Consider the following 25,136-nt stretch of genomic DNA (forward strand, 5'->3'; position numbering starts at 1 on the left):
CATGCGCATCGCCTCGTCGATGTCCGCGGCCTCGATGAGGTTGAAGCCGCCGAGGATTTCCTTCGTCTCGGCGAACGGGCCGTCGACGATGCTCGCACGGCCGTTGCGCACGCGCAGCGACTTCGCCGTATTCGCCCCTTCCAGCTGCTGCGAGTCGAGCAACTTGCCCGCGCCCTTGAGCTCGTCGGCGTGCGTGATGCAGCCGTGCATGAGGCGGTCGAATTCGCCCGCCGGCAGTTCCTGCAGCATCGAATCGTCGGTGTACACGAGCATGAGGAACTTCACGGCGCCTCCTGGGCTTCGAGGAAGAACGGCTCGACCGCGCCCTTCAGCTTGATCGTCATCGGATTGCCGTGGCGGTCGCGTGCACGACCCGCGGCGACGCGGATCCAGCCCTCGCTGACGCAGTATTCCTCGACATCCATGCGCTGCCTGCCATTGAAGCGGATGCCGATACCGCGGGTGAGCAGCGCTTCGTCGTAGTGGGGACTCTTCGGATTCACGCACAGACGGTCGGGCAGCGTATCGGTCATCGTTCACCTCGTGATCCATTCGAAGCGCACCGCCCGCCGCGACGGCGGGCGCGCAAACGCCAAGCATAGCGGGCGCGGTGCGGACTGGCGACCGGATCGGCGTGTTCGGGCAGGGTCGCATGCGCGTGGGACGGTACACGCAGTGCGTGGCGCCGCTGCCGGGCGTCTCAGACCTCGCCAGCGACCCGCTTCGCCGCGACTTCCCGCCGCGACTTCCCGCCGCGGCGGCGCGCCGAACAGGCGACGGTATTCGCGGCTGAACTGCGACGGGCTCTCGTAGCCGACGCGGTGCGCCGCGGCGGCGGCTTCGAGCCCCTCGACCAGCATGAGCCGTCGCGCTTCCTGCAGGCGCAGCTGCTTCTGGTACTGCAGCGGCGTCGTCGCGGTCGCGGCGCGGAAGCGCTGGTGAAGCGACGATGCGCTCATGTGTGCGGCAGCCGCGAGGTCCTCGATGCGCAGTGGCTCGGTGTAGCGCGCCTTCAGGAGTTCGATCGCGCGAGCGATGCGTTGCGACGGGCCGTCGGACTCGCACAGGCTGCGCAGGCGCCGGCCGAGTTCGCCGAGCAGGACGCGGTAGTGGATCTCGCGCAGCGCGAGCGGCGCGAGCACGGCCGCATCGGCCGGCGCGTCGAGCAGCCGCACCAGGCGCAGCACCGCATCGAGCAGCGCGGCGTCCGTTCGCGCGAGGACCAGTGCGCGTTCGTCGTTCGCGCGGGCCGGGGCGGCCGCGCCGAGCTGCACGAGCAGTTCGTTGACGAGCCGCGGCTCGACGTCGATGCGCAGGCACAGGTACGGCCGCGCCGGCGTCGCTTCGATGATCTGGCTGACCAACGGGATCGACATCGACACCACGAGATAGTTGAGCGGGTCGTACAGGTAGATCTCGTCGCCGAGCATCGCCCGCTTTCGCCCCTGCACGACCACGCACAGGCTCGGGTGGTAGACGCAGGCGATCGGCTGCGACGGCGAGCTCGCGCGGATCAGGCCGAGGCCCACGATCGCGGTGGCGTGCACGCCATCGCTGGCCGCATTTCGGGCAATCCGGTCGGCGAGTTCGGCCTGTTGCGCTTCGAGCCCGGAACGCGCCTCGACGACGTTGGATGGCTTGTCGCTCATCGGGATCCACCAGGGAGGACACCCCGGCGATTATGCCGAGGCCACGCGTACGCGCACGCGCGCCGCAGCGATCGTGGAGGATCGGGCAAGAATCGGCGAGCATCCGGCACGCCACGCGGCGCCGCGCGCACTAGCGTATGGGACGTTGTTCCTTTCCCAGCGGAGATCGGCATGAACACCCCCCTCTTTCCCCGGCGCGCGCTCGGCCGCCAAGGCCTCGTCGTGTCGGCGATCGGCCTCGGCTGCATGGGCATGTCCGACTTCTACGGACCGAGTGAAGAAGCGACCAACCTCGCCGTGCTCGACCATGCGCTCGACATCGGGGTGAACTTCCTCGATACCGCCGACATGTACGGCGTGGGCCGCAACGAGGAGCTGCTCGCCAAGGTGCTGCGGCATCGTCGCGGCGAAGTCGTGCTCGCGACGAAGTTCGGCAACGTGCGCGCACCGAACGGCGACTTTCTCGGCGTCGACGGCCGGCCCGAATACGTCGTGGCGGCCTGCGATGCGAGCCTGAAGCGGCTCGGCGTCGAGCACATCGACCTCTACTACCAGCACCGCGTCGACCGCAACGTGCCGATCGAGGACACGGTCGGCGCGATGGCGCGCCTCGTCGAGGCCGGCAAGGTGCGCCACCTCGGCCTGTCGGAAGCGTCCGCGACGACGATCCGGCGCGCGGCCGCGGTGCATCCGATCGCTGCGCTGCAGAGCGAGTACTCGCTGTGGACGCGCGACGTCGAGGCCGAGATCCTGCCGACCTGCCGTGAACTCGGCATCGGCTTCGTGCCGTACAGCCCACTGGGGCGCGGGTTCCTCACCGGCGCGATCCAGGATACGGCGGCACTCGCCGCGAACGACTGGCGCCGGCAGAACCCGCGCTTCCAGGACGCCAACCTCGCGCAGAACCTCGCCCTCGTGAACGCGGTCACCGACCTCGCCCGCGCGCGCGGCTGCACGCCCGCACAGCTCGCCCTCGCCTGGCTGCTCTGCCGCGGCGAGGACATCGTGCCGATCCCCGGCACGCGTCGCAGCGAACGGCTCGACGAGAATGCAGGCGCCGTGCGGATCCGCCTCGACGCTGCCGAGCTGCAGGCGATCGAGGACGTACTTTCCGGCCATGCGGTCGCGGGAACGCGTTATCCGGCGGCGGGCATGGCGGCGGTGAACGGGTGAGTCCAGCCTCTCGTCCCGGTCTGGCGCAAGGGTCCTGAGGAGCGCACCCTGCGCGACCGCGAGATCGGACTTCGCCGCGCGCCGGTCGCCCGCAGGGTGGGCTCGTACGGTGAAACCGAACCGCCGCGAGCAAGACAGCTGCCTCCGCCCGTGGCGTGCGTTGGCTCACGAAGCGCCGGGCGGGTGCGCCCGCGCAACGACGACCCGGTTGCGGCCGCGCGCCTTGGCCGCGTAAAGCGCGCGGTCGGCCGCATCGATGAGCGCGTCGGGCGAGTGCGCGTCGCCGGGGAGCATCGCGCAGACGCCGATGCTCACCGTCACGTGCGGCGCAACCGCCGAGGCGGGGTGCGCGAGTGCGAGCTTCTCTACGCGGCGACGCAGGTATTCGGCGCGCCGTCGCGCTTCGCGCTGGTCGCTGCGAGGCAGCAGCAAAGCCAGCTCCTCGCCGCCGTAGCGCGCGACGAGCACGTCGTCGCGCTCGATCAGGTTGCTCGACAGGCGCGCGAGTTCGCGCAGGCATTCGTCGCCGTAGAGATGTCCGCAGGCGTCGTTGAGCGGCTTGAAGCAGTCGACGTCGACGAGCAGCAGCGCGAGCGGGCGGCCGTCGCGCAGGTGGCGCGTCCATTCCTCGGCGAGCCGCTGGTCGAAGCAGCGGCGGTTGGCGATGCCGGTGAGGCCGTCGCTCATCGACAGCTGTGCGAGCTTGCGGTTGGCGAGCTCGAGCTCGCGCACGACACGCGCTAGATGGATCGTGCCGGCGATCTGCGACGCGACCGCGTCGAACATCGCGCGCACTTCGAGCGTGAAGAAGTCCGGCTGCGTCGCCTCGAGGTTGAGCACGCCGTGCAGCCGCTCGCGATGGCGGATCGGCAGGATGTACTCCGAGCGCACGTGCGCGTTGCCGGGCACGTAGTCGGGGTCCCGCTCGACGTCGGCAATGAGCTGCGCTTCGCCCGTGCGCGCGCAGCGACCGGCCGCGCCGCGTTCGATCGGCCAGGGCATGCCGAACGGCAGGTCGAGTTCGAGCTTGCCCGCCCACACTTCCTGCACGAAGTGCGTGCCCTCCTCGTTGAGGAGGATGATGCTCGCGATCGAGACGGGGAGATGGCGCGTGATGCAGTCGACGATGCGCTGCAGCACCTCTTCGAGCGTCTCGCCCTGCAGCGCCTCGGCGGATACTTCCGCGAGGATTTCGGTGAGCATCGCGCGCTCGCCGCGCACGCCCTGGCGATGACCGCGCGTGGCGGACTCGCCCGTGCCGTGCCGGCCTGCTGCCGGATGCCTCATCGTCGGCGCACCCCCTGCTCCGCCCCAGTCTACGCCCCGTGCACCCGCGCCGCGACATGCACGGCCGCGATATGCTGGCGGCCTCCCAACGGGAAGGTCGCATGACGAAGATCCTCGGCATTTCGGGCAGCCTGCGCGCCCGGTCGTACAACAGCGCGCTGCTGCGTGCCGCGCAGCCCCTCGCCCCTGCGGGCGTCGCCCTGGACGCCGCGACCCTGCATGGGATCCCGCTCTACGACGGCGACGTCGAACAGCGCGACGGCTTGCCGGCGGCCGTGCTCGAACTCAAGCAGCGCATCATCGCGAGCGACGGCGTGCTGCTCGTGACGCCCGAATACAACAGCGGCATCCCGGGCGTGTTCAAGAATGCGATCGACTGGCTGTCGCGCCCCTCGTCGGACATCCCGCGCGTGTTCGGCGACCGGCCATTCGCGCTGATCGGCGCCTCGCAGGGCGGCTTCGGCACGATCCTCTCGCAGAACGCGTGGCTGTCCGTGTTGCGCAAGCTCGGCGCGCGCCACTGGTCCGGCGGCACGCTCATGGTGTCGCGCGCGACGCAGGTATTCGACGAGGACGGCACGCTCCGCGATGAAGCGATCCGCAAGCAGCTCGCCGCCTTCGTGCACGGCTTCGCCGCGTGGATCGGGGACGCCGAGGCCCGCTGAACGAGGGCGCGCGCCGGCGCCGCGCACCGCCGGGCTTCACTCGTCCCGCAGCGCTTCGACCTGGATGCGCAACGCGACGGTCATGTCGAACCCGTAGTCCTTGCCCGCATCGAGGCCGAACGCGGCGCGATCGAACGTGCCGGTCGCATCCGCGCCGCACAGCTCGCGCTTGAAGATCGGATGCGGGATGCACTTGAAGCGACCGATCGCGAGCGTGAGCGGTTTCTGCACGCCATGCAGGTCGAGCGTGCCGACGACCTCGGTCGGCCTGCCGTCGACGAACCGCGCGAGCCGCCCCTTGTAGGTCGCCTTCGGGTACTTCGCGGTGTCCAACAGGTCCTTGCCGCGCGCCCATTCGTCGAGCTTGTCCATGCCGAAGTCGATGCTCGCGAGATCGATCGAGACTTCGACGTTGCCGGTGCGTGCCTCGCGGTCGAGCACGACCTTGCCCGAGGTCGCGTCCATCCTGCCGCGCCAGTAGGAGATGCCCATGTGGTCGGCTTCGAAGCTCGGATACGTGTGGGTCGGATCGAGCGTGTAGGTCACCGGTGCCGCGGTCGCGGCACTCGTCGCGGTCGCCAGGGCCAGCAGCACGGTGGTATGGATCGCGGTACGGTTCATGGTGCTTCCTCGGGTTCGTGATCGGGCAGCGACGGCGGAGTTTTCACCGTCGATGCAGGTTCGACGAACGACGCCCGTGGAAATCGACATCATCGCGCCGTCATGCCGGCCGATGACTCCGTGCGATCGGCCGCGCGGGGCGCGGTCCGCCTCGGGACGGGTCCGCGGCATGAGGGGTGAGGCGCCGCCGCGGGATCGTCGGCGACGATCACTCGAACGTGGCTTCAGGCACTCCCGCGCAACGCACGGCGCGCGAACAGCACGCAGATCGTGCCGAACACCATGTGTGCGACCACGCTCATCGCGATCCAGTCGAGGTGGGTAAACGAGGGCGATCGGCCCACGCGCGACAACGGCATCACGACGAAATTCATGACGACGTAAAGCACCACGCCGTACAACGGGCCCTTCACCGCGATGCCGCGCAGCAGCCCGGGCACGCGGCGCGCGACGAGCGTGTAGATCGCGACGAACGCGGTGGCCATGAACAGGTGCAGCGCGGCGCCGAGCAGCGCGGTGGGTACGCCGCCCTCGTAGCTCGCCTTGCCGAGCACGCCGACCGCGATCGACTGGAACACCTTGGTGAGCCCGCTCGCATCCCAACTGAACCAGACGGTCGTCGCGAACGCGCCGTCGCCTGCGGCGATCAACAATCCGCCGATGAAGACCTGCAACCAGTCGATGGAACGCTCGATACGTGCTGGAACGGCAACCATGGCCCTACCCCGATACGAAGTCGGCCCAGTGTGTCAGGATCGATGTGACATCGGTTGCGCGACCGCGATGCATTCGCGTGTCGGAACCGTTGACGACATGTCGAGACTCACCCGGTTGTCGGCGGATCACTCGAGCGGGCAGCCTCTATCCGGTACGCCGCTGCGTCACGCATGGGGACGCAGCGTGCGTTCGAACAGCGCGAGCGTGCGTTTCCACGCTTCCTTCGCGGCGAATGCCCCCATTTTGCCCCCGGCCCGCGGCACGCGCATTCAGCCCGGTCCGTCCACATAGGGATTGCGCGCCATTGCCTCGACCTCCGTCCTCGAAATCGTCGCTGCGACAAGCGCTGTGAAGAAGCGCAGCCCGACCATCAGCGAAATCATCAGCACGTCGGGATCGCTCGGTGCACCGAGGTATTCGAGCGCCGCCGCCATCGGCCGAGCGCCGAAGAAACCGACGAATGCCATGAACAGCATCGCGACGAAGGTCGAGCCGCCGGCGGCGAGATTGTTGTTCATCCAGGTGAGGCGGGGATCGGGCGAGCTGATCGCCGCGAGCAGCGACAGCACGAGCGAAACGACGATGTATCCGGCCGCCCAGGCGACGCCCGCGCGACGCAGGTCGTGCCAGCGCGCCATCGTGGTCGCGATCGGATCGGCGTGCTCGCCTCCTGCGACGATCGCGTAGGAGATGCAGACGAACAGCAGCAGGAAGGCGAGCAGCGCGCTCATCTTGACGAGATCGGCGACGTGCCGGAGCAATCCGCGCTCCGGATAGAAAGGCACCGTCGCGACGTTCAGCAACACGAGTTCGAGCGCGATGAGTCCCTGCAGGACGACGTACGGCAGTCCGCCATGCAGGCTTGCGAACAGCAGCATGCCGTGCGCGAGCAGGATCTGCAGCGCGACGCCCGGCGGAATCCTGCGCAGGTCGTCGATCAATTTCATGCCCCTTCCTCCTCGGCCCGGCGCATCCTCGCGCCAGGCGGGCCGCTCCTCCGTATCATCGCGCGCATGGCCGATACGGACATGCACGATGCCGCCTGACCTTACCATCCTCGCCGCGCCGCTGAGCGCACGCATCCGTCGCTGGGTGCTCGGCGTGTTCCCGCGCGGCGAGGACGGCATCGACTACGAGTATCCTGCGGGCGATCCCGGCCTGTTTGGACCCGACAGCGCGACCTGGCGCGTGCATGCCGACTTCCCGGGCATGCTATCGGGCGGCCTGTGCGCCCTCATGCTGCAACTGCTGCACCCGCTTGCGCTCGCGGGCGTCTGGGACCACTCGAACTTCCGCACCGACCTCGTCGGCCGCCTGCGCCGCACGACCTCGTTCGTCGCCGGCACGACCTACGCCGCGCGTGCGGACGCCGAAGCGCTCATCGCGCGCGTCGCACGCATCCATGCGAGCGTGCGTGGCGAGGCCGCCGACGGCCGCCCCTACTCCGCCGACGATCCCACACTGCTCACCTGGGTACACGTGACCGAAGCCTACGGATTCCTCGAGGGGTACCGGCGCTACGCACCGGCACCGCCGCCGGCCGGCGCCGCGGATCGCTACTACGGCGAGGTGCGGCGCGTCGCCGAACGCCTCGGCGCACGCGACGTGCCGGCGTCGCAGGCCGAGGTCGACCTGTACTTCGCACGCATGCAGGGCGAACTCCGCTTCGACGCGCGCTCGCGCGAAGTGCTCGACGTGCTCGCGCGCATCCGCCTGCCGGTCCCGCTCGCGGGCGTGTCGCGCGATGTCTTCCTCGGCGCCGGCGCCGCGCTGCTGCCCAAATGGGCGCAGGCGATGCTCGGCCGCACGCCGTGGCAACGCCGGCACGCGCAAGCCTGCGCGCGCGTGCTGCGCACGCTCGCGCCGCTGTTCCGCGCCGCGCTGCCCGACGGCATCGCGCCGCGGGCGTGCCGGCGCGTCGGTGTCGCGTCCGCGACGCTCACGCGCTGGTGAACGCGCGCGGCCTGCACTTCCCCTGCGCGTGCGGCCAACGCAAGATGCGCGTCCGTCTGCACTGGAGTTCACCATGATTCGCCTGTTGCGCGCATGCCTGCTCGCCGGCTGGTTTCCGTTCGCCGTGCACGCCGCGCCGCTGCGCGACGGCATCACGTTCTCCAGCGGGCCGGAACCGATCCCCGTGCGCAGCGCCACGACGCAGCGCCTCGCCTACGAGCTGCACCTGGCCAACCACGCGGATGTGCCACTCGTACTCGAGCGCATCGAGGTGTTCGATGCAGCGTCGAGCGTACCGCTCGCCTCGCTCACGGCGGATGAATTGCAGGGGGCGCTGCGCTTGGCAGGATCCGCGCGCGGCGAGGCGCCGACGCGCACGCTCCCGCCCGGCCGCGTCGCGGTCGCCTACCTCGATATCTCACTGGATGCCGCGCGCACGATGCCCAAGGCGCTGCGCCATCGCCTCGCCTGGCTGCGCGACGGCGCGCCCGTGGCGCTCGAGGGTGCGGACACGCGCGTTTCCTCGCGTACGGCCGTCGTGCTCGGCGCGCCGCTCGGTGGTGGCGACTGGGTTGCGCTGTACGACCCGGCGATGGCGCGCGGCCATCGCCGCGTCGCCTTCGCGATCGACGGCATGCTGCGCATTCCCGCGCGGCATGCGATCGACTGGATGCGCGTCGACGACGCGGGACGGCTCTCGCAGGGCGACGAGCAGGTGCTCGTGAACTGGTATGGCTACGGCGCCGACGTGCTCGCGGTGGCCGACGCGACCGTCGTCGCGTTGCGCGATTCGATCGCCGAGCCCGCGCGCCTCGGCTCCGCCACGCGCCATCCACTCGAGGACGCCAGCGGCAACTATGTCTCGCTCGATCTCGGCGACGGCCGCTACGCCCATTACGAGCATCTGCTCCCCGGCAGCGTGCGCGTGCGCGTCGGCGAGCGCGTGCGGCGCGGCGCGCCGATCGCCCGGCTCGGCTTCACCGGCGACGCGACCGGGCCGCACCTGCACCTGCACGTGAGCGATGGTGCGACGCCGCTCGCCGGCGAGGGCGTGCCGTTCGTGCTCGATGCGTACACCGCCATCGGCGCATACGCATCGATGGCCGCACTCGGCCAACCGTACACGCCCGAACCCGGCGCGCGGGCACGCACGAACGACCTGCCGCTACCGGCCGCCGTCGTGCGCTTCGAAGCACGCGATCAGCGCGACGGCGGCGCGCCGCACGCCGGAGCGCGAGCCAAGCTGAAAGATTGAAACACGCAGGACACGAAGGATACGAAGAGAAGCTGAAAGGGAAGATCAAATACCGAGCACGCGGAGGAGTGCTTTTCTACAGGGTCTTTCTACTTCGGCTTTTCTCCGCATGCCCGTGTGTGCCCGGCATTTCAGGCCTTGAGAACTTCTGGTCTTTCTCTCTTTCGTGTCCTTCGTGTTTCAGGCTCTTTGCTTCGGCAACGCAGCATCGAGCGTGCGTCGCCAGTCGCGCGGCGAATGGCCCACCCAGGTCTTGAAGGCGCGCGACAGCGCCGCCTCGCTGCCGTAGCCGACCTCGTCGGCGACGAGCTTGAGCGGGCGGCCGCGACGCAATGCCTGCTGCGCGAGGCCGACCCGCCAGCGCGCGAGATAGTCGCCCGGCGTCGCGCCGACGGTGTCGCGGAACGAAGCCGCGAACACGCTGCGCGACATGCCGGCCTCCGACGCGAGCGATTCGAGCGTCCACGACTGCGCGGGGCGCTCGTGCATCGCGGTGAGCGCGCGCGCGAGCTGCGGATGCGCGAGCCCGGCGAAAAGCCCGTGTTCGATCCGCCCCTCGTCCATGAGCCGGCGCAGCACGAATACGAGCACCGCTTCGAACAGGCGATCGACCAGCGCCTGGCGGCCGCAGCGGGGTCGGAACGCCTCGTCGAACAGCACCTCGAGCACGCCCGCGCAGCCGTCGAGTTCGGCGAGCGGCAGGCAGACGAAAGCCGGCAGTGCATCGGCCAGCGGGTTCGCGCCGCCCGCGGCGAAACGCAGATGCGCGCACGCCATGTCCGCACCGACGCCCGGGTCGGTATCGAAACGGTGCGCGAGCGGGCGCGGATACAGCAAAAGGCTCGGCACCTCGAGATGGACGGCCGGCAAGCCCGCATGCGACACGCCGATCGGTCCGCGCCTCACGAGATGCAACTGGCCCAGTCCCGGTTCGGCGGGGATGTCGGTGATGCCGCACAGTGCGCCCGAGTGGAACATGCGGGCGCTGACCGAGAAGCGTTGCAGCAATGCGTCGAGACGGTCCATGGCGAAGATCAGGACGATTGATCAAGTATCGCGGACTTTACATCACCGCGAGTATCAAGCACATCCCTAGAGTGCGTCCTGTGCCGACCGGCACGCATCCACTCGAAGGAGATCGTCATGTCCTACATTCCTGCCCTGCCGCGCGAAGCCGTCTCCGCCACCGTCGGCGCGAGCCTCGATGCCGTTCAGAAGAAGCTCGGTGTGCTGCCGAACATGTTCCGCACATTCGCGCATACGCCGGTCGCATTGAACGCTTACCTGCAACTCGCCGAGGCCGCCGCGGGCGGACGCTTCACGGCGAAGCAGCGCGAACTCGTCGCGCTCGCGGTCGGGGAGCGCAACGGCTGCGACTACTGCCTCGCGGCGCACAGCGCGATCGGCCGCATGGTTGGCCTCGATGCCGCGCAGATCGCCGCCGCACGCAGCGCAAGCGCCGATGCGCCGGGCGACGCCGCGCTGCTCGCACTGGCCCAACGCATCGTCGATACGCGCGGCCACGTGCCGACGGCAGAACTCGATGCATTCAAGGCGGCCGGCTTCGACGACGCCGCGATCCTCGAGCTGCTCGTCAACGTCGTGCTCAACATCTACACGAACTACACGAACCACCTCGCGCGCACGGACATCGATTTTCCGGCCGCGCCCGCGCAGCGGGCGGCCTGACAGCGGGTCGGGCCCCCGCCCGGCGGGGGCTCGATCGGCAATGAAGGGCGCGTTGCTTCGACGCTTTTCGACGGCGGGCGCTGGCGCACCTCTGCCGAGCCTTCAGCGCAACTGGCTGTCCTTGCTGCCGCGCCGGTTGTAGCCGCTCTGCGCGGACTGTTCGCGGTCCTGCGCCGCCTGGCAGGTCACGCACAGGCGCGCCCCTGGGACGGCCTTGCGCCGCGCCTCGGGGATCGGCGCCTCGCATTCCTCGCAGTGGGTCAGCGACGGACCGCGCTGCAGGCGGCTGCGCGCGCGCTTGACCGCGTCCTCGACGGTCGCATCGATCTGGTCCTGCACGGCGCCGTCGCCGGCCCAACCGGTGGCCATTTCGCGTTCTCCTCGCACTCATTCCATGCCGCCGTGCTGCGGCGGTGGTGGGTAAGGCCGCCAAGGCCCACCCCTGATGTGGCGGCTTCTGGATGAAAAAAAACCCCGCAGTCCCGGCGTCTCACGACGAGCGGATGCTGCGGGTTAGCAGTGCCCGTGCGAAAGGGATGCGACGGGCACGGCGCAGCTTCGGCGGGCCTCGTCTCATTTCCTGAGAGCTGAACCACACGCCCCCGGCCATCACGAACGGCCGGCAGCCGCCCCATCGCTCGCTTCGGCGCGGCACGCGCTCGTCCGGCCGCTCGCGGGCTTGCGTCCGTGTCCAGCGCCCCGAGGTCACGCAAGTCCGCCCTGCATCACGAGAAATCCGGATTGCGTCAGGAATCCGTCATGCTTCGGGCGATCCTGTCCTGCTGCAATCGCAGCTCCGCAACCCGTCGAGATCACCGATGCGCCGTCCCGAAACACCTCGTTCGAGCTTCCGTCCCACGCATGCGCCGCTCGCACTCGCAATGGCCCTCGCCTTCGGTCCGAGCCTCGCTGCAACGTCGACGCCGAAGCTCGACCTCACCCCGGTGGTGGTCGCGCCGCAGCCGTTCAACACGGGGCTCGCGATGGGGGGCCACAAGGAAGCACTGCGGAGCCAGCTCGCCCTGCGTGGACGCGTGCCGGCACGGGCGGCCGAACGCCCCGCGGCCACGATCACCGTCAGCAACTGCGACGACGACGGTGCAGGCTCGTTGCGTGATGCGTTCGCCCATGCGTTCTCCGGCGACACGATCGACCTGACCGCGCTCGCCTGCAGCACGATTTCGCTGACCAGCGGCCCGCTGACGACGGGCGAATACGACCTGACCATCCGCGGCCCGGGCGCGAAGCAGCTCGCGATCGCCGGCAACGATACGACGCGCCTGATCGCGCATACCGGCTACGGCCTGCTCGACATCGACGGCCTCACGTTGCGCAACGGCCGCTACGACTACACCGGGCCGGTGATGTACGCGGGCCTCGCCGCGGGCGCGTGCGTGCTGTCGTCGGGCAGCATCACTCTGACCAACTCCAGCGTCGAGCACTGCAGCGCGAGCGGCACGAGCGTCTCCGGCGCTGCGATCGACGCCGGCGGCCGGCTGATCCTCACCGACAGCACCGTCAGCGGTGTCAGCGCGAGCGCGCACTCCGACGAGATCTCGGCGACGATCTACGGCGGCGCCGTGTACGCCGCCGCCTCGTACATCACGCGTGCGACGATCAGCAACGTCACCGTTTCGGCGACCGCATCGACCGCTGTCAGCGGCACCTTCGGCGGCGGCGTGTTCTCGCTCTACGGCATCGTGCTCACCGACAGCCGCGTCAGCGGCGTGTCGGTCGACGTCGCCGCGGCGAAGATCGCCTACGCCAAAGGCGGCGGCATCGGCTCGCCGCAGACGGTGATCATGTCGGGCAGCACGATCGAGGACAACCACGTGCGCGGCACCCCCGGCGTCGGACCGAGCGGCTCGTACACCTACATCAGTGCGATCGGCGGCGGCGGTGTGTACATCGCGTCGATCCCGCGCGGCATACCGCCGCTCTCGACGATCACGGGTTCCACGATCAGTGGCAACACGGCGACCTGCGACGGGCCGATTGGCGATTACACCGTTGGCGGTGGCGGCGGCATCGGCAGCTGGTCGCCGCTCGCGGTCGAAATCACCAACTCGACGATCTCCGGCAACAGTGCGGCGACCATGGGCGGCGGCCTGTATGCGAGGCATCATGGCGCGTTCGCCCTGTCGAACACGACCGTCACCGACAACACGGCCCCGTCCGGCAGTGGCATCGCGGACCAGGGCAATGAGTCACCTTACGACCTGTCGCTCGTGAGCAGCATCGTCGCCGGCAACCATACGAGCGACGCATCCTCGTTCGAGATCACCACGGTGCACTCGATCGGCGGCAACACGAACCTGCTCGGCACAGCGAACGCCGCCGTACCCGGCGATTCGCTCGACGGCGATCCGCTGCTCGCGCCTCTCGCCTTCAATGGCGGTCCGACGCGCACGCACGCGCTGTTGGCGGGTAGCCCCGCGATCGACGCCGGCAGCAATCCGGCGGCGCTCGAGCACGACCAGCGCGGCGCAACCTTCCTTCGCACATCCGGAACAAGTACCGACATAGGCGCGTTCGAACTGCAGCCGATGCCCGACGAGCTGTTCGCGGACGGGTTCGACTGAGCGCCGACCAAACAGCAGGCCTGCCGGCCCCTCTCTCCTTCGCCGGCCTCCCCAGCACGGGCCTGCTTGCGGCTCCTCCCGCGGGGCTTTCCCTCCCTCGCCCCGCGGGAGGAGATTTTTCACGGCACGCGGCCGCCGGCGCGCCCACGTTCCGAGATCATGACCACGCGCGTATCGACGGCGCGCGAGCGCGGATCAATGCATCGCGGAAGCCACGTCGGACGCGCGTCCTGCGACGGGCGCCGCAACGCTGCCCGCAGCCGACGCGCCGCAGGGGCTCGACGCGAGCGGCTCGACACTCCTGCGCGACGTCGCCTGCTGCAGGTCGACGATGATCGACGCGCCGTCGCCGAGCGGCGCGAGTGCACGACACACGATGGCGATCATGTCCTGCGAACTCGCGCCACGTTCGACGACGACGACGAGGTCGTTGTCGTCGAGCCAGAACACGTCGTGGACGCCGCGCAGCGGACGCACGGCCGTGCGTGCCGCCTCGCGGTCGATGCTGCGCGAACGCTCGGGCACCGAACCGGCAGCCGTGATCGGTTCCGCCACGCCGGCATCGGACGGAGTCCGTCGTGGCGGCACGGCCCGGCCGGCGAGCGAATAGGGATCGGTCGAGGGCGCCGCCCGCCGCGTCGATTCGCCCGCCATCGGCGGGATCTGCGCGCCGCGCGTGGCCGTGAGCCGCGGCGCCGGACGCACCATCGCATTGAGCGAATGCACGACGCCGGCGCAGACGACCACGCACGCCGCGAGAGCGAGTACCGGTACGAGCAGGCCGCGGCGCGATGCCGACGGGACGCGCGGCCCGCCACTGAGCGTCAGTTGCGGATGCGCGTACATCGGCGGTGGGCTGTCGCGCGCCGCCGATTCGAGCACGGCGGGATCGAGCATCGTGCGCAGCATGTCGCCATCGACGAGTTCGACGTGACCGGAGCGCCTGGCCGCCTCGATCGCGGTCTCGGTGAATTCGCCGCTGGTGACGTAGATCGCGCCGGTGGCTGCCTCGTTGACCATGATCGCGTGCAGCTCGTGGACTTCGTGGTGCGGCACCTTGAAGGCCTTCCAGCGCTTGCATTGCACGACCACGTAGGCGTCTTCGCGACGCAGCTGCAGGTCGAACCCGGCGTCGTAGCGCTGGCCGGTGAAATCGGCTCCGACCTGCTCGACGCGCCAACCGCAGCCACGGTAGTAGTCGGCCAGCAATTGTTCGAACCGCGCGGGATCCACGCGCGCGAGCGCATCGTCCCACGGTGTGTGGCCGGACTTCGATGTCACCCGAGCGCCCCCTGCTCCTCGTCCCTGTGATCGACCGCCGCGCGGCCGCGTTCGCCGCCTCGAGAGGCGTCGCGTCGAACGGAAGCAACAACGGGGCCAAGCACGCGGACGAAGGCGATGCCAATGGATTCATGTGCTTCGGTCGCATCGCTCGACACGGTCTCAACTTGGGCCGTTGGGCGATCGTCAATTTGTGACGGATCGAAACGTCTCGACACGCACCACGGAATCGGCTTGCAGCAGGAATGCGGCGCGGTCTACGGGTCGGCGCGTCGGCGGCCGATACGTCTTTGAATCGCGTGTCCTCGCACCGGACGCGTGGCCGGCACTTCTTCGGATCACGCATCGCCGTGCGGGGCGACGTCGTGCTGATCAGCGCGATCGGCCGTACGCAGCGCCATCGACATTCCGGGCCCGGTGTACGCGTTCCACCGCGAAGGCACTACCCGGGTACTCGAGCGGGAGTTCCTGCTCACCGATCAACGGGGGGCCGTTTACCTGTTCGAGAAGGTCGACGGCCTGTGGATGCAGCAGCCGAAGCTCGAATGGCCCGATCCACGCGGCGGCGACGTGGTCGGGTTCAGCCTGGATTTCCATGCGGACGGCACCCTGTTCGCCGGTGCGTTCGGCCGCGATCTCGAGTTCCCCCGACCAAGGAGCGGTCTATGTGTGGACCGGCGACCGCCTGTTCGCCGACGGTTTCGACGGCCCTTGGCGCGGACGGCCAAACGGCCGGTTTCGTCCGGGATTGACAAAGCCTGGCGTGTCTGCGCAAGCGCCCCGCCGCCTCGACACCGCGTCGAATCGGCGCCCGACGCGCCAAAACCGCGCCAGACTTGGCCAAGCGCCGCCCCCCGGAACGGCCCTGCCTGCCTCGCCTCTTTCTGGCACATTAAATGCTTATATACCTTCGTCACCCTGACGATGGCGTGGAGGCATGTACATCATGAACATTCTTCGTCCAGCGGCCTGCTCGGCAATCCTGGCCCTCGCAGTGGCTTCCTCTTCCGTATTCGCCGCCCAAGGCGACAGCTGCACCGCCCGCGTCGCCGGTCCGCAGGGGCAGTCCGGCGCCACCATCGGCAAGCTCGATGCTGAAGGCAAGTGCGTGGCCAAGTCCGCCGAAGCCAAGAGCACGGGCAGCGCCAGCGGCCTCGAAGCGAGCGCGCAGTGCAAGGATCTTTCCTTCAGCTACGCCAAGAAGCGCGAGGGCGCCTGCGCCAAGCACGGCGGCGTGCTGGAGTGGCTCGCGCAAGGCTGATCCAGAGGTCGCGCGGTACGCCGCCCGACCCTGCCCCGGTACGATGCGCGACCCCGCTCCGCCAGGAGCAGGGTCGCCTGCTTTCGGAACGGTTTCGTCGACGCGCGGTGCCGACAACCCGCCCTCAGATGATCGCGTGCGGCATGAAGCGTGCGCTGTCGCGCGTGATCAGCGAATCGTCTTCGCGCATGCCGATGCCGCTGGCGCGGTCGCCGATGACCCAACTGCCGACGAGCGGATAGGCGCCGTCGAATTCCGGCAGCGAATGGAATGCCTGGCGGATGCACGGCGCGTCGCCATATGGCCCGTCCGAACGCCATTCTTCTCCCGCAGCGGCATGGACATCGATGTTTGCGCCCTCGCGCGACAGTAGCGGCTTGCGCACCCAACCGGCCGGCAGCGGAACGTCGGGGCGATCGTCGAAGAAGGCCGGCAACAGGTTCGGATGGCCGCGATGGCGCTCCCACAGCAGCGGCAGGATGCCCTTGTTGCTGAGCACCGCCTTCCACGGCGGCTCGAGCAGCGTGAGGCGCGACTGCGGCAGCGCCTGTCCGAATGCGTCATCGAACATGAATTCGATCGGATAGAGCTTGAACAAGGCGCCGATCGGCACATCGTCGAGGTCGGTATAGCGTCCGTCGATGGCGAGCCCGATGTCCTCGATCGCTATCCTGCGCGTCGCCAGGCCCGCCTGTCCCGCGCAATCGGCGAGATAGGCGATCGTGCCTTGGTCTTCTTCGGAGTCGCGTACCGCGCTGAAATACAACGGGCGCGGCAGGCGCGGCGCGATCGTCGCGAACGTCTCGATGATGTTTTCCTGGATCAGGTTGAACTGGTCCGCATCACGCGGCAACGCGCCCCGTTCGATCTGCTCCTCGAGCCAAAGCCACTGGAAGAACGCCGCCTCGTAGAGCGCGGTCGGGGTGTCGTAGTTGAGTTCGTAGAGTTTCGCCGGCGCGCGGCCGTCGTACGCCAGGTCCATGCGTCCGTACACGTGCGGCGAGCCGTCGCGCCACGAACGCGCGATCCAGTCACGGAAGCGCTCGGGTATCGCGAGCCGATGCATGAGGAAGTCGCTCGCGACGATCTCGCCGACCAGATCCATCGCCATCTCATGCAGTTCGAGCGTAGGCGCCTCGAGGTCGCGTTCGACCTGCTCGAGCGCGAACGCGTAGTAGGCGCGTTCGTCCCAGTACGGCGCGCCGTCGATCGTGTGGAAGCGGAAGCCGTGTCGTTCGGCGCCCGCCCGCCAGTCGGGGCGCTCGGCGATGCGGATGCGGCGCACGCGCGCGTCAGCCGCCGAACGAGCGGCCCCAGCCGCTGCGTTCGGACGAGCTGCGGCCGAATCCCGCGCGCGTCGTCGTGATCGCGCGATTCGGCGTGATGTCGACCGGACGCTGCCGCCATGCGAGGTAGCCCGCCCCGCCGTTCCTGCAACGCGCCTCATCGCCACCGCAATAACGCTCGCTGTAACGGCCCGCCCGATCGCGATAGACCGGGTTGGCATCGACGTAGCCAGGCGGGCGATTCGCACCGAGCACCTGCGAGAGCATGAAGCCCGCCATCAGCGGCACCCAGATGCCGCCGCCGTGCTCGCGCTCGGTACACAGGTCGCCATAATCCTGCATGCACTGCTCGCGGCTGCCGTACGTCGGCGACGCGTCCGCATGCGCCCGCGCCGCGGCTTGCAGCGCCTTCTCGCACACTTGCGCGCTGTTGCCGTCGCTGCGGCAGGTTTCGATGCTCGTGTAGAAACCCTGGCGCAGTTTCTCCTCCTCGCCGCAGCCGGCGAGCAGCACCGGCACCTGGGAGATCGCGATGAGGGCGAGCCGACGGGAACGTTTCATCGCGGCCTCACCAGGTCATGCAGGCGGCATCGAGAATGCCGACGCCGATCGACAGCGCCGCGACGAAGGTCGCGGCAGCGCGTTCGTCGCGCGCGATGCGCGCGGGCAAGTCGGGCAGCAGCCCGCGCGCGACGAAGAACACGAGCAACTGCACGAGCAGCGCGACCGCGCTCCAGACCGCGGCGTCGACGAGGCCGACCGAATGGGCGATCGCCGAGGCCAGCGGTATCACGAAACCGATGAACGCGCCGCCGAATGAAATCGCTGCGGCAGGCACATTCGCGCGGATCAGCGCGAGCTCGCGCTGCGGCGTGATCCAGATGTAGGCGAGGACGAACAACGCGGCGAACGCGGCGGCGGTGGCGAAATACGCGAGGAAATCCGGCAGGGTGGCGAGCGAAGAGACCAACGGCGGCGACATGGACGGCTCCGGGCACCCCGATCCGGGGGCGCTTCACTCTACTTCATGCACTGCCACGCAGCAGCATCGTCGCACGCGCTATGCTCGGCCGATCGCCGCGCGGAATCCCGACATGGTCGTGACCGTCCTGCTCGCCACGCTCGCCCTGCTCGCGCTCGCGTTCCTCGGCGTGCTGCTCGCCACCGCGCGACGGCGCGGTGCGTTGCGGCCGAAGCCCGAGGCGATCGTGCTCGGTGCGATCGCGAACTTCCTCGACACGCTCGGCATCGGCTCGTTCGCGCCGACGACGGCCTGGCTCAAGCTGCGCCGGCTCGTGCCCGACAGTCACCTGCCGGCGACGCTCAACAGTGGCCACGCGCTGCCAACGATCGCGCAGGCGCTCATCTTCATCCACCTCGTGCGCGTCGACCCGCGCCTGCTCGCGGCCTGCATCGCTGCTGCGGTCGCCGGCGCGACGCTCGGTGCGCCGCTCGTCGTGCGCATGCCGGTGCGCGCGGTGCAGGCGATCGTCGGTGTCGCGATGCTCGTCGCGGCTCTGCTGTACGCGGGCGCCAACCTCGGGTGGCTGCCCGCGGGCGGCGACGCGCTCACGCTCGATGGGCCACGCTTCGCGATCGCGGTCGTGGCGCACGCGCTGCTCGGCGCGCTCATGACGTTCGGCGTCGGCCTGTACGCGCCGTCGCTGATCCTGCTCAGCCTGTTCGGACTCGATCCGATCGCCGCGTTCCCGGTCATGATGGGCGCCTGTGCGTTCCTCATGCCGGTGGCCGGCGTGCGCTTCGCGCGCAGCGAGCGGGTGGACCTGCGCGTCGTGCTCGGCCTCGCGCTCGGCGGCATCCCGGCCGTGCTGCTCGCCGCGTGGGTGGTCGAGTCGCTGCCGCTGACCGCGCTGCGCTGGGGCGTTGTCGCGGTCGTGCTGTATGCCGCCGCGTTGCTGCTCCATGCGTCGATGGGCCGGGATCGGCATGGCGGACGCGTCCCTGCGACGCAACCACACCGCTGATGTCCGAATGCGGCCCGTCCGATCGACATCCCAGTGGCGGCACGTCGCCGTCGATTCCAGGAGAGATCCGATGCAATACCTGCTCATGCTCTATGCCGACGAAAGCGGCTGGAACCGGCTGAGTCCGGCGGAACAGGGGGCAGGCGTCGCCGCGTATACCGCCTACACCCAGGCACTGTCGAACGCGGGCGTGCTGGTCGGCGCGAACCGCCTGCAGGATTCGGACAGCGCGACGACGGTCCGCCTCGTCGACGGCAAGCCGCAGATCCAGGACGGACCGTACGCCGAGGCGCGCGAACAGATCGGCGGTTACTACCTCATCGAAGCACCCGATCTCGACGCCGCGCTCGCGTGGGCCGCCCGCTGCCCGGGCGCGGGCCACGGCACGATCGAAGTGCGACCCGTGTGGCACAAGTAGCCGACGCTGGAGGGGTGGCGCGCGCGACGGCCGAGGCCGTCGCCGCGCGCAGCTACGGGCGGCTCGTCGCATTCCTCGCGGTGCGCACGCGCGACGTCGCCGCCGCCGAGGATGCGCTGTCGGAGGCATTCGCCGCCGCGCTCGCCGAATGGCCGCGCAGCGGTTGCCCCGAAAATCCCGAAGCGTGGCTGCTCACCGTGGCGCGCCGCCGCCTCGTCGACGGCGTGCGCCGGCGGCAGGTCGGGGAAGCGGTGCTCGGTGAGTTGCAGCACCTCGCCGAGCACGTCGTCGACCTGCGTGACGAGGCACCGATCCCCGATCAGCGGCTCGCGCTGCTGTTCGCCTGCGCGCACCCGGCGATCGACGCCCCCGTGCGCGCACCGCTGATGCTGCAGACCGTGCTCGGCCTCGACGCGAAGCGCATCGCGGCCGCGTTCCTCACCTCGTCCGCGGCGATGGGCAAGCGCCTCGGCCGGGCGAAGGAAAAGATCCGCGAGGCCGGCATCCCGCTGTGCGTTCCCGAGCGGGCCGAGCTGCCGGCGCGCCTCGACGCGGTGCTCGCGGCGATCTACGCCGCGTTCACCGACGGCTGGTGCGGCAGCGATGCATCGCGCCACGAGCTCGCCGAGGAGGCGATCTTCCTCGCGCGCGTCGTGGTCGAACTGCTGCCGGGCGACGCCGAGGCGCACGGCCTGCTCGCCTGCATGCTGTACGCGCACGCACGCCGGTCCGCGCGCCGTTGCGCCGGCGGCGAGTACGTGCCGCTGCACGCGCAGGACGTCGCGCGCTGGGACGTCGCGATGCTCGGCGAAGCGGAAGCGCTGCTGCGCCGCGCGAGCACGCTGCGGCGGATCGGCCGCTTCCAGCTCGAGGCGGCGCTGCAATCGGCGCATGTCGAACGCCGTCGCCACGGCCGGGACAACGCCGCGGCGATCCTGCAGCTGCACGACGCGCTCGCCGCGCTCGCGCCGTCGCCGGTCGCGGCGATCAACCGCGCACTCGCACTCGCCGACGTGCGCGGGCCAGGCGCAGGCCTTGCCGCCCTGCCCGACCCGGCGGCGGACGCGCGCGTCGCCGGCTACCAGCCGTACTGGGCCGCGCGCGCGGACCTGCTCGTGCGCAGCGGCGATCATGCCGGCGCGCAGGCGGCCTACGGCACGGCGATCGCGCTGGAGACCGACGAGGCGGTGCGGCGCTTCCTGCGCGCGCGCTGCGCGGCACTCGGCGTCTAGCCGGCGTCCGGCCGCGCGTCGCCGGGCGGCAAGGTCGCGAGCCGGAGGAAGCTCTCGTGCTGGTAGCGGCTCATGCGCAGCTGCTGCCCGGTGTCCATGACGACGACGTGGTGGCCGTTGAACCACGGGTGGATCGCCTGCACGCGCCGCACGTTGACGATCGCCGAACGGTGCACGCGCGCGAAACGGCGCGGATCGAGGCGCGCGGCGAGGTTGGCCATCGTCTCGCGCAGTTCATGGCTGCGATCGGCCAGGTGCAGCACGACCGTGTTGCGGCTCGCCTTGATCCAGACGATGTCCTCGACCGGGACCAGCACGACGTGCTCGTCGACGCGCACCGGGATGCGCTCGATCCAGTCGTCACGCGGGCGCAGCGCGGCGAGCGCATCGAGCAGTTCGCGCGTGGATGCCCGCTCCGCATCCGCCGCCAGGCGCGTCTTCACGCGGCGCAAGGTCGCGAGGAAGCGCTCGCGACTGAACGGCTTGACGAGATAGTCGACCGCGTTCGCCTCGAACGCGCGCACCGCGTACTGCTCGTAGGCGGTCACGAACACCGTCGCCGGCATGCGCCCGGCGCCGATCGCGGCGACGACGTCGATGCCGTTCATCGCCGGCATCTGGATGTCGAGGAAGACGAGGTCGGGCGAATGCGCGCGGATCGCCGCGACCGCGGAGGCGCCGTCGCCGCATTCGCCGAGCACCTCGATGTCGGCGTCGTCGCGCAGCAGCCGCACGATAGCATGCCGCGCGATCGGCTCGTCGTCGACGACGAGAGCCGCGATGCTCATGCGACGTCCTCGACGTCGGGCAGCTCGACGCGCCGCAGCGGGAGGCGGATGCGGCAGGCGACGCCTTTGGGCCACAGGCTGTCGAGGCGGATCTCGGCCGCCTCGCCGTAGAGCTCGCGCAGGCGAAGGCGCGTGTTGGCGAGGCCGATGCCGCGCCGGCCGATCTCCTTCGCCATGCCGTCGAGCACGCTGTTGGCATTGCGCACCTCCAGGCAGAGCGACTCGCCGTCACGGCGGCTGTCGATCTCGATGCAGTCTTCGCCGACGTGCTTGCCGATGCCGTGGCGGATCGCGTTCTCGACGATCGGCTGCAGGATCAACGCCGGCACCGCGCAATCGAGCGTGTCCGGATCGATGTAGACGCGCGTGCCGAGGCGATCCTTGAAGCGCATGCGCTGGATGCCGAGGTAGAGGTCGAGCAGCTCGAGTTCGCGCTGCAACGCGATCTCCTGTCCTTCCTGTTCCTCGAGGAATGCGCGCAGGAGTTCGCTCAGGCGCAGCAGCATGTCCTCGGCCGACGCGGTGTCCTCCTGCAGCAGGGTGACGATCGCGTGCAGCGTGTTGAAGAGGAAATGCGGCTGCAGCTGCGTCCGGAGCACCTGCAGGCGCGACTGGGCGAGCTCGCCGGCGAGGCGGCTCGCCTCGACCTCGCGCCGGGTCTTCTCGCGGTAGTGCCGCATCGCCGCGTGCAACGCCAGCAGCGCGGCGTAGGTGAGCAGGCCGATTGCGGCATGCTGGCCGACGAACTGGTCGACCTGCTGGCCGAACGTGCCCGGCTCGAAGAGGTGCGAGACGAGCGCGCCCGCGACGAGCGCTATCGCGGTGGTCGCACACGCGAGCAGCGCCTGCATGCGCAGGTTCGCGAAGGTCGGCGGCGACACCGGATAGCGCTCGGCGAGGCGGAACACCAGCGGTGCGAGTGCGGCCCAGGTGTACCACTGGATCATCGACCAGCGCAGGTAGTCGAAGGCCGACCAGGTGTGGCCCTGCAGCGAATCGTGCAGGTACCCCTGGATCGCGAACAACAGCACGACGCCGCTCCACAGGCCGAGGTAGCGCCACAAGCCGATGTCGGCGTCGAGCAGGCGGATCCTCATCGCGTCGTCCGCAAGGGTGTCGCGGCCATCGTAGGCGCCGCAGGCGTGCGGCGGGAAGCTCCGGTGGTCATGGCTGCGATTCGTCCCGCTGTCACGACGATTCGTCCCGGCGCAGCCGCGCGCGCACGGTTCGACACGTCCAATGCGCATGCCGGCAGGAAAGCGATCGCCGTGATCGCGTGCCGGGACGGCGGAGGCCACATGCGCACACCGATCCTGATCACCCTGCTGTTTGCCGGCGCAATGGCGCGGGCGGACGACCTGCACTACCTCGACCTCGTCAACACGGCGCCGGCGAGCCTCGTCGGATTCGCGGTCGCGACGGCGGGCAGCGGCGACTGGCGTACGATCGAACTCGGTGGCGCGCCGCTGCAGGGCGGCGGCGATACCACCACGGTCGCGATTCGCGGCGAGGGCTGCCTGTGCGATCTGCGCAGCACGTTCGGCGATGGACTCGTGCTGGTCCAGCGCGATTTCGACGTCTGCCGCTATCGCAGCTACCACACGGGGCCATACCTGCGGCGCGCACGCGCCGATGCGCGGATCGCGCGCGACTGAAGCGCCGGACCGGACCGCCACGCATCGCGAAAGTGGACCTCCCCGCGGGTCGTCGCAACGACGACCCTGACGGCGTCACGAACGGTGACGTCCTCATCGGAGAGACCCATGCGCCAGATCACTTTCGCGATCGTCACTGCACTCGGCGTCGCTGCACCGGGCGCCTTCGCCGGCGCGGCATCGCAATCCGCCTCGTTCGCGCACTACCGCGTCACGGTATTGCCTGCGCTCGACGGCGGCGTCGCCGCCAATACGCGCGGCAAGAGCATCAACGACCTCGGGCTCGTCGCGGGCTACTCGAATGCGGCGAACGGCCAACGCCACGCGACCGCATGGGCGCTCGGCCGCGTCATCGATCTCGGCACGCTTGGCCACGCGCCCGACCTCGCCAGCGCAATCGCCTGGCCGAGCAACAACCTGCTCGGCATGGTGTCGGGCATCTCGCTCGTCGACGCGCTCGATCCCGACGGCGGCCAGGGCTGGAGTTGCGCGGCCGGCGGCTTCCTCGCCAACCCCGGCGGACATGCCTGCCACGGCTTCGTCTGGGCCTTCGGCCGCATGCACGACCTCGTGCCCCTGCCTGGCGGCCACAACAGCTTCGCGACCGGCACCAACAGCTGGGGCCAGACCGTCGGCTGGGCCGAGAACGGCATCGCCGACGCCGCCTGCCTCGGGCCACAGGTGCGCCAGTTCCGCCCCGTGGTCTGGGGCCTCGACCATCGGCCGCACGCGCTGCCACTCGTCGACGGCGACACGTCAGGCTCGGCCACCGCGATCAACGATCGCGGCCAGATCGTCGGCATCTCCGGCATCTGCGACCAAGCGGTCGGCCGCTCGAGCGCACGCCACGCCGTGATGTGGGACGGCGGCCACGTCGTGCGCATCGACAACCCGAACGACGCGCCGTACTGGAACACGCCGATGGCGCTGACCGAGCGTGGCGAGGTCGCGGGCTTCGCCGGCGTGCCCGACGACTTCGACGGCAATTTCACCCGCGCGTTCACCTGGTCGCGCGCGGCCGGGTGGAAATGGATCGACATCCTGCCCGGCGACCTCGCCGCGATCGGCACCGGCATCAACGTGCGCGGCGAGGTCGTCGGCTATTCCAATGACGGCACGAGCTTCCATCCGTGGATCTGGCGCAACGGCCGGGTCGCCAACCTCGACGAGCCCGTCGACCGCAGCAACGGCTTCGACGGCACGCTCACGCTCGCCGACGACATCAACGACGCGGGCGTCGTCACCGGGCGCGCAACCGCGGCGGACGGCAGCAGGATCGCATTTATCGCAACACCGATCGGCCACTGATGTACGAACATGATCGTACGGCCGCATGCACCCGCCCGCGGCTGGCGGCGACTGCGCGGCACGCGTCGCGGTCGAACGGAACCTGGAGAATCGCAATGAACGACAACATCCCCGAGGAAGGCCAGGACGTGCAGGTGAGGATCGGCAGCGGCGCATGGCAGTCGGCGACCTATCGCCGCGGCCAGTTCGTCGATGCATTCGGCCTGCCGCTCGATCCGGATCGCGTTTCCGAATGGCAGGCGGCCGAGCCGCGCGTGCGCGACACGCGCGACCGGCTCGCCGAGTGGAACGCGCTCGGCTCGTACCACTGACGCCCCCGCACGCGGCCGTG

29 protein-coding genes are annotated in these 25,136 nt (G+C 69.8%); 13 read left to right on the top strand and 16 right to left on the bottom strand.

The genetic code is table 11. The features are described from left to right. The 3 genes from ACTHK2_RS14775 to ACTHK2_RS14785 all read right to left on the bottom strand — a co-directional run. Nucleotides 1–285, bottom strand: a 285-nt coding sequence (locus ACTHK2_RS14775) for a YciI family protein (RefSeq protein WP_440246479.1), incomplete at its 3' end; no start/stop codon positions are given. Then, nucleotides 282–533 (bottom strand): DUF3297 family protein, encoded by a 252-nt coding sequence (locus tag ACTHK2_RS14780; RefSeq protein WP_132000085.1) that lies wholly within the window; start codon nt 531–533, stop codon nt 282–284. The genes ACTHK2_RS14775 and ACTHK2_RS14780, both read right to left, overlap by 4 nt. Nucleotides 534–536: 3 nt before the next feature. After that, the gene (locus ACTHK2_RS14785) at nt 537–1,649 is read right to left on the bottom strand and encodes an AraC family transcriptional regulator (protein ID WP_440246480.1); all 1,113 of its coding nucleotides are present in this window, start codon (nt 1,647–1,649) and stop codon (nt 537–539) included. Between the two features lie 171 nt (nt 1,650–1,820). Between ACTHK2_RS14785 and ACTHK2_RS14790 the strand changes: the two genes are divergently transcribed. Next, nucleotides 1,821–2,822, top strand: coding sequence for an aldo/keto reductase (locus tag ACTHK2_RS14790; RefSeq protein WP_440246481.1), 1,002 nt, complete (start codon nt 1,821–1,823; stop codon nt 2,820–2,822). Nucleotides 2,823–2,987: 165 nt separating this feature from the next. Here the strand turns inward: ACTHK2_RS14790 and ACTHK2_RS14795 are convergent, their stop codons facing one another. After that, on the bottom strand, nt 2,988–4,109 hold the full coding sequence (locus ACTHK2_RS14795) for a diguanylate cyclase domain-containing protein (RefSeq protein ID WP_440246482.1): 1,122 nt from the start codon (nt 4,107–4,109) through the stop codon (nt 2,988–2,990). A 101-nt stretch (nt 4,110–4,210) separates the two neighbouring features. Here ACTHK2_RS14795 and ACTHK2_RS14800 point away from each other — a divergent pair, with 101 nt between their 5' ends. Then, a complete protein-coding gene (locus tag ACTHK2_RS14800) occupies nt 4,211–4,774 on the top strand; it encodes an NADPH-dependent FMN reductase (RefSeq protein ID WP_440246483.1) in 564 nt (187 codons plus the stop codon). Nucleotides 4,775–4,810: 36 nt separating this feature from the next. Here ACTHK2_RS14800 and ACTHK2_RS14805 read toward each other — a convergent pair whose 3' ends face one another. The 3 genes from ACTHK2_RS14805 to ACTHK2_RS14815 all read right to left on the bottom strand — a co-directional run bounded on the left by ACTHK2_RS14805 (nt 4,811) and on the right by ACTHK2_RS14815 (nt 7,059). After that, a complete protein-coding gene (locus tag ACTHK2_RS14805; RefSeq protein WP_440246484.1) occupies nt 4,811–5,395 on the bottom strand; it encodes a YceI family protein in 585 nt (194 codons plus the stop codon). 224 nt (nt 5,396–5,619) lie between these two features. Next, nucleotides 5,620–6,111, bottom strand: a complete 492-nt coding sequence (locus ACTHK2_RS14810) for a hypothetical protein (protein ID WP_440246485.1) — start codon at nt 6,109–6,111, stop codon at nt 5,620–5,622. A 270-nt stretch (nt 6,112–6,381) separates the two neighbouring features. Beyond that, complete coding sequence (locus ACTHK2_RS14815) at nt 6,382–7,059, bottom strand: hypothetical protein (protein ID WP_440246486.1); 678 nt, start codon at nt 7,057–7,059, stop codon at nt 6,382–6,384. 88 nt (nt 7,060–7,147) lie between these two features. Between ACTHK2_RS14815 and ACTHK2_RS14820 the strand changes: the two genes are divergently transcribed. Both ACTHK2_RS14820 and ACTHK2_RS14825 read left to right on the top strand, forming a co-directional pair. Next, on the top strand, nt 7,148–8,065 hold the full coding sequence (locus ACTHK2_RS14820) for an oxygenase MpaB family protein (protein ID WP_440246487.1): 918 nt from the start codon (nt 7,148–7,150) through the stop codon (nt 8,063–8,065). A gap of 73 nt (nt 8,066–8,138) precedes the next feature. Beyond that, nucleotides 8,139–9,320: a peptidoglycan DD-metalloendopeptidase family protein gene (locus tag ACTHK2_RS14825; RefSeq protein WP_440246488.1), complete on the top strand. Its 1,182-nt coding sequence runs from the start codon at nt 8,139–8,141 to the stop codon at nt 9,318–9,320. 180 nt (nt 9,321–9,500) lie between these two features. On the opposite strand, the gene ACTHK2_RS14830 is transcribed toward ACTHK2_RS14825, so the two are convergent. Then, nucleotides 9,501–10,346: a cupin domain-containing protein gene (locus ACTHK2_RS14830; RefSeq protein ID WP_440246489.1), complete on the bottom strand. Its 846-nt coding sequence runs from the start codon at nt 10,344–10,346 to the stop codon at nt 9,501–9,503. A 117-nt stretch (nt 10,347–10,463) separates the two neighbouring features. Between ACTHK2_RS14830 and ACTHK2_RS14835 the strand changes: the two genes are divergently transcribed. Next, entirely contained in the window at nt 10,464–11,009 is a 546-nt protein-coding gene (locus ACTHK2_RS14835) for a carboxymuconolactone decarboxylase family protein (RefSeq protein ID WP_440246490.1), read from the top strand. A 102-nt stretch (nt 11,010–11,111) separates the two neighbouring features. On the opposite strand, the gene ACTHK2_RS14840 is transcribed toward ACTHK2_RS14835, so the two are convergent. Continuing rightward, on the bottom strand, nt 11,112–11,378 hold the full coding sequence (locus tag ACTHK2_RS14840) for a DksA/TraR family C4-type zinc finger protein (RefSeq protein WP_440246491.1): 267 nt from the start codon (nt 11,376–11,378) through the stop codon (nt 11,112–11,114). A gap of 449 nt (nt 11,379–11,827) precedes the next feature. On the opposite strand from ACTHK2_RS14840, the gene ACTHK2_RS14845 reads away from it, so the two are divergent. Continuing rightward, entirely contained in the window at nt 11,828–13,591 is a 1,764-nt protein-coding gene (locus ACTHK2_RS14845; protein ID WP_440246492.1) for a choice-of-anchor Q domain-containing protein, read from the top strand. Between the two features lie 195 nt (nt 13,592–13,786). Here ACTHK2_RS14845 and ACTHK2_RS14850 read toward each other — a convergent pair whose 3' ends face one another. Beyond that, nucleotides 13,787–14,872, bottom strand: coding sequence for a restriction endonuclease (locus ACTHK2_RS14850; RefSeq protein ID WP_440246493.1), 1,086 nt, complete (start codon nt 14,870–14,872; stop codon nt 13,787–13,789). 372 nt (nt 14,873–15,244) lie between these two features. Continuing rightward, on the bottom strand, nt 15,245–15,469 hold the full coding sequence (locus tag ACTHK2_RS14855) for a hypothetical protein (protein ID WP_440246494.1): 225 nt from the start codon (nt 15,467–15,469) through the stop codon (nt 15,245–15,247). Nucleotides 15,470–15,809: 340 nt separating this feature from the next. Here ACTHK2_RS14855 and ACTHK2_RS14860 point away from each other — a divergent pair, with 340 nt between their 5' ends. Further along, nucleotides 15,810–16,133: a DUF3761 domain-containing protein gene (locus ACTHK2_RS14860; protein WP_440246495.1), complete on the top strand. Its 324-nt coding sequence runs from the start codon at nt 15,810–15,812 to the stop codon at nt 16,131–16,133. A 124-nt stretch (nt 16,134–16,257) separates the two neighbouring features. On the opposite strand, the gene ACTHK2_RS14865 is transcribed toward ACTHK2_RS14860, so the two are convergent. From ACTHK2_RS14865 to ACTHK2_RS14875, 3 genes are read right to left on the bottom strand one after another with little or no spacing between them, the layout of a single operon-like run. After that, a complete protein-coding gene (locus ACTHK2_RS14865; protein WP_440246496.1) occupies nt 16,258–17,418 on the bottom strand; it encodes a glutathionylspermidine synthase family protein in 1,161 nt (386 codons plus the stop codon). A gap of 7 nt (nt 17,419–17,425) precedes the next feature. Continuing rightward, entirely contained in the window at nt 17,426–17,980 is a 555-nt protein-coding gene (locus tag ACTHK2_RS14870; protein ID WP_440246497.1) for a DUF1190 domain-containing protein, read from the bottom strand. A 7-nt stretch (nt 17,981–17,987) separates the two neighbouring features. After that, nucleotides 17,988–18,401, bottom strand: a complete 414-nt coding sequence (locus tag ACTHK2_RS14875) for a DUF350 domain-containing protein (protein WP_440246498.1) — start codon at nt 18,399–18,401, stop codon at nt 17,988–17,990. Nucleotides 18,402–18,513: 112 nt separating this feature from the next. Here ACTHK2_RS14875 and ACTHK2_RS14880 point away from each other — a divergent pair, with 112 nt between their 5' ends. The 3 genes from ACTHK2_RS14880 to ACTHK2_RS14890 all read left to right on the top strand — a co-directional run bounded on the left by ACTHK2_RS14880 (nt 18,514) and on the right by ACTHK2_RS14890 (nt 21,054). Next, nucleotides 18,514–19,404: a sulfite exporter TauE/SafE family protein gene (locus ACTHK2_RS14880; protein ID WP_440246499.1), complete on the top strand. Its 891-nt coding sequence runs from the start codon at nt 18,514–18,516 to the stop codon at nt 19,402–19,404. 70 nt (nt 19,405–19,474) lie between these two features. Continuing rightward, the gene (locus tag ACTHK2_RS14885; protein WP_440246500.1) at nt 19,475–19,822 is read left to right on the top strand and encodes a YciI family protein; all 348 of its coding nucleotides are present in this window, start codon (nt 19,475–19,477) and stop codon (nt 19,820–19,822) included. A gap of 14 nt (nt 19,823–19,836) precedes the next feature. Next, nucleotides 19,837–21,054 carry an RNA polymerase sigma factor gene (locus tag ACTHK2_RS14890; protein WP_440246502.1) on the top strand — a complete coding sequence of 406 codons (1,218 nt, stop codon included), beginning with the start codon at nt 19,837–19,839 and terminating at the stop codon, nt 21,052–21,054. Here ACTHK2_RS14890 and ACTHK2_RS14895 read toward each other — a convergent pair. Next, the gene (locus tag ACTHK2_RS14895; protein WP_440246504.1) at nt 21,051–21,842 is read right to left on the bottom strand and encodes a LytR/AlgR family response regulator transcription factor; all 792 of its coding nucleotides are present in this window, start codon (nt 21,840–21,842) and stop codon (nt 21,051–21,053) included. The two genes, ACTHK2_RS14890 and ACTHK2_RS14895, sit on opposite strands and share 4 nt — an antisense overlap. Next, entirely contained in the window at nt 21,839–22,939 is a 1,101-nt protein-coding gene (locus ACTHK2_RS14900; RefSeq protein ID WP_440246505.1) for a sensor histidine kinase, read from the bottom strand. The genes ACTHK2_RS14895 and ACTHK2_RS14900 overlap by 4 nt, the downstream gene beginning before the upstream one ends. Before the next feature lie 201 nt (nt 22,940–23,140). On the opposite strand from ACTHK2_RS14900, the gene ACTHK2_RS14905 reads away from it, so the two are divergent. The 3 genes from ACTHK2_RS14905 (at nt 23,141) to ACTHK2_RS14915 (ending at nt 25,116) form a co-directional block, all read left to right on the top strand. Then, entirely contained in the window at nt 23,141–23,497 is a 357-nt protein-coding gene (locus ACTHK2_RS14905; protein ID WP_440246506.1) for a hypothetical protein, read from the top strand. Nucleotides 23,498–23,605: 108 nt separating this feature from the next. Next, nucleotides 23,606–24,805 (top strand): hypothetical protein, encoded by a 1,200-nt coding sequence (locus tag ACTHK2_RS14910; RefSeq protein ID WP_440246507.1) that lies wholly within the window; start codon nt 23,606–23,608, stop codon nt 24,803–24,805. Nucleotides 24,806–24,900: 95 nt separating this feature from the next. Continuing rightward, nucleotides 24,901–25,116, top strand: a complete 216-nt coding sequence (locus tag ACTHK2_RS14915; RefSeq protein WP_440246508.1) for a hypothetical protein — start codon at nt 24,901–24,903, stop codon at nt 25,114–25,116. Nucleotides 25,117–25,136: the final 20 nt, after the last annotated feature.

The organism is Dokdonella sp. (assembly GCF_051958935.1).
Lineage (GTDB): Bacteria > Pseudomonadota > Gammaproteobacteria > Xanthomonadales > Rhodanobacteraceae > Dokdonella_A.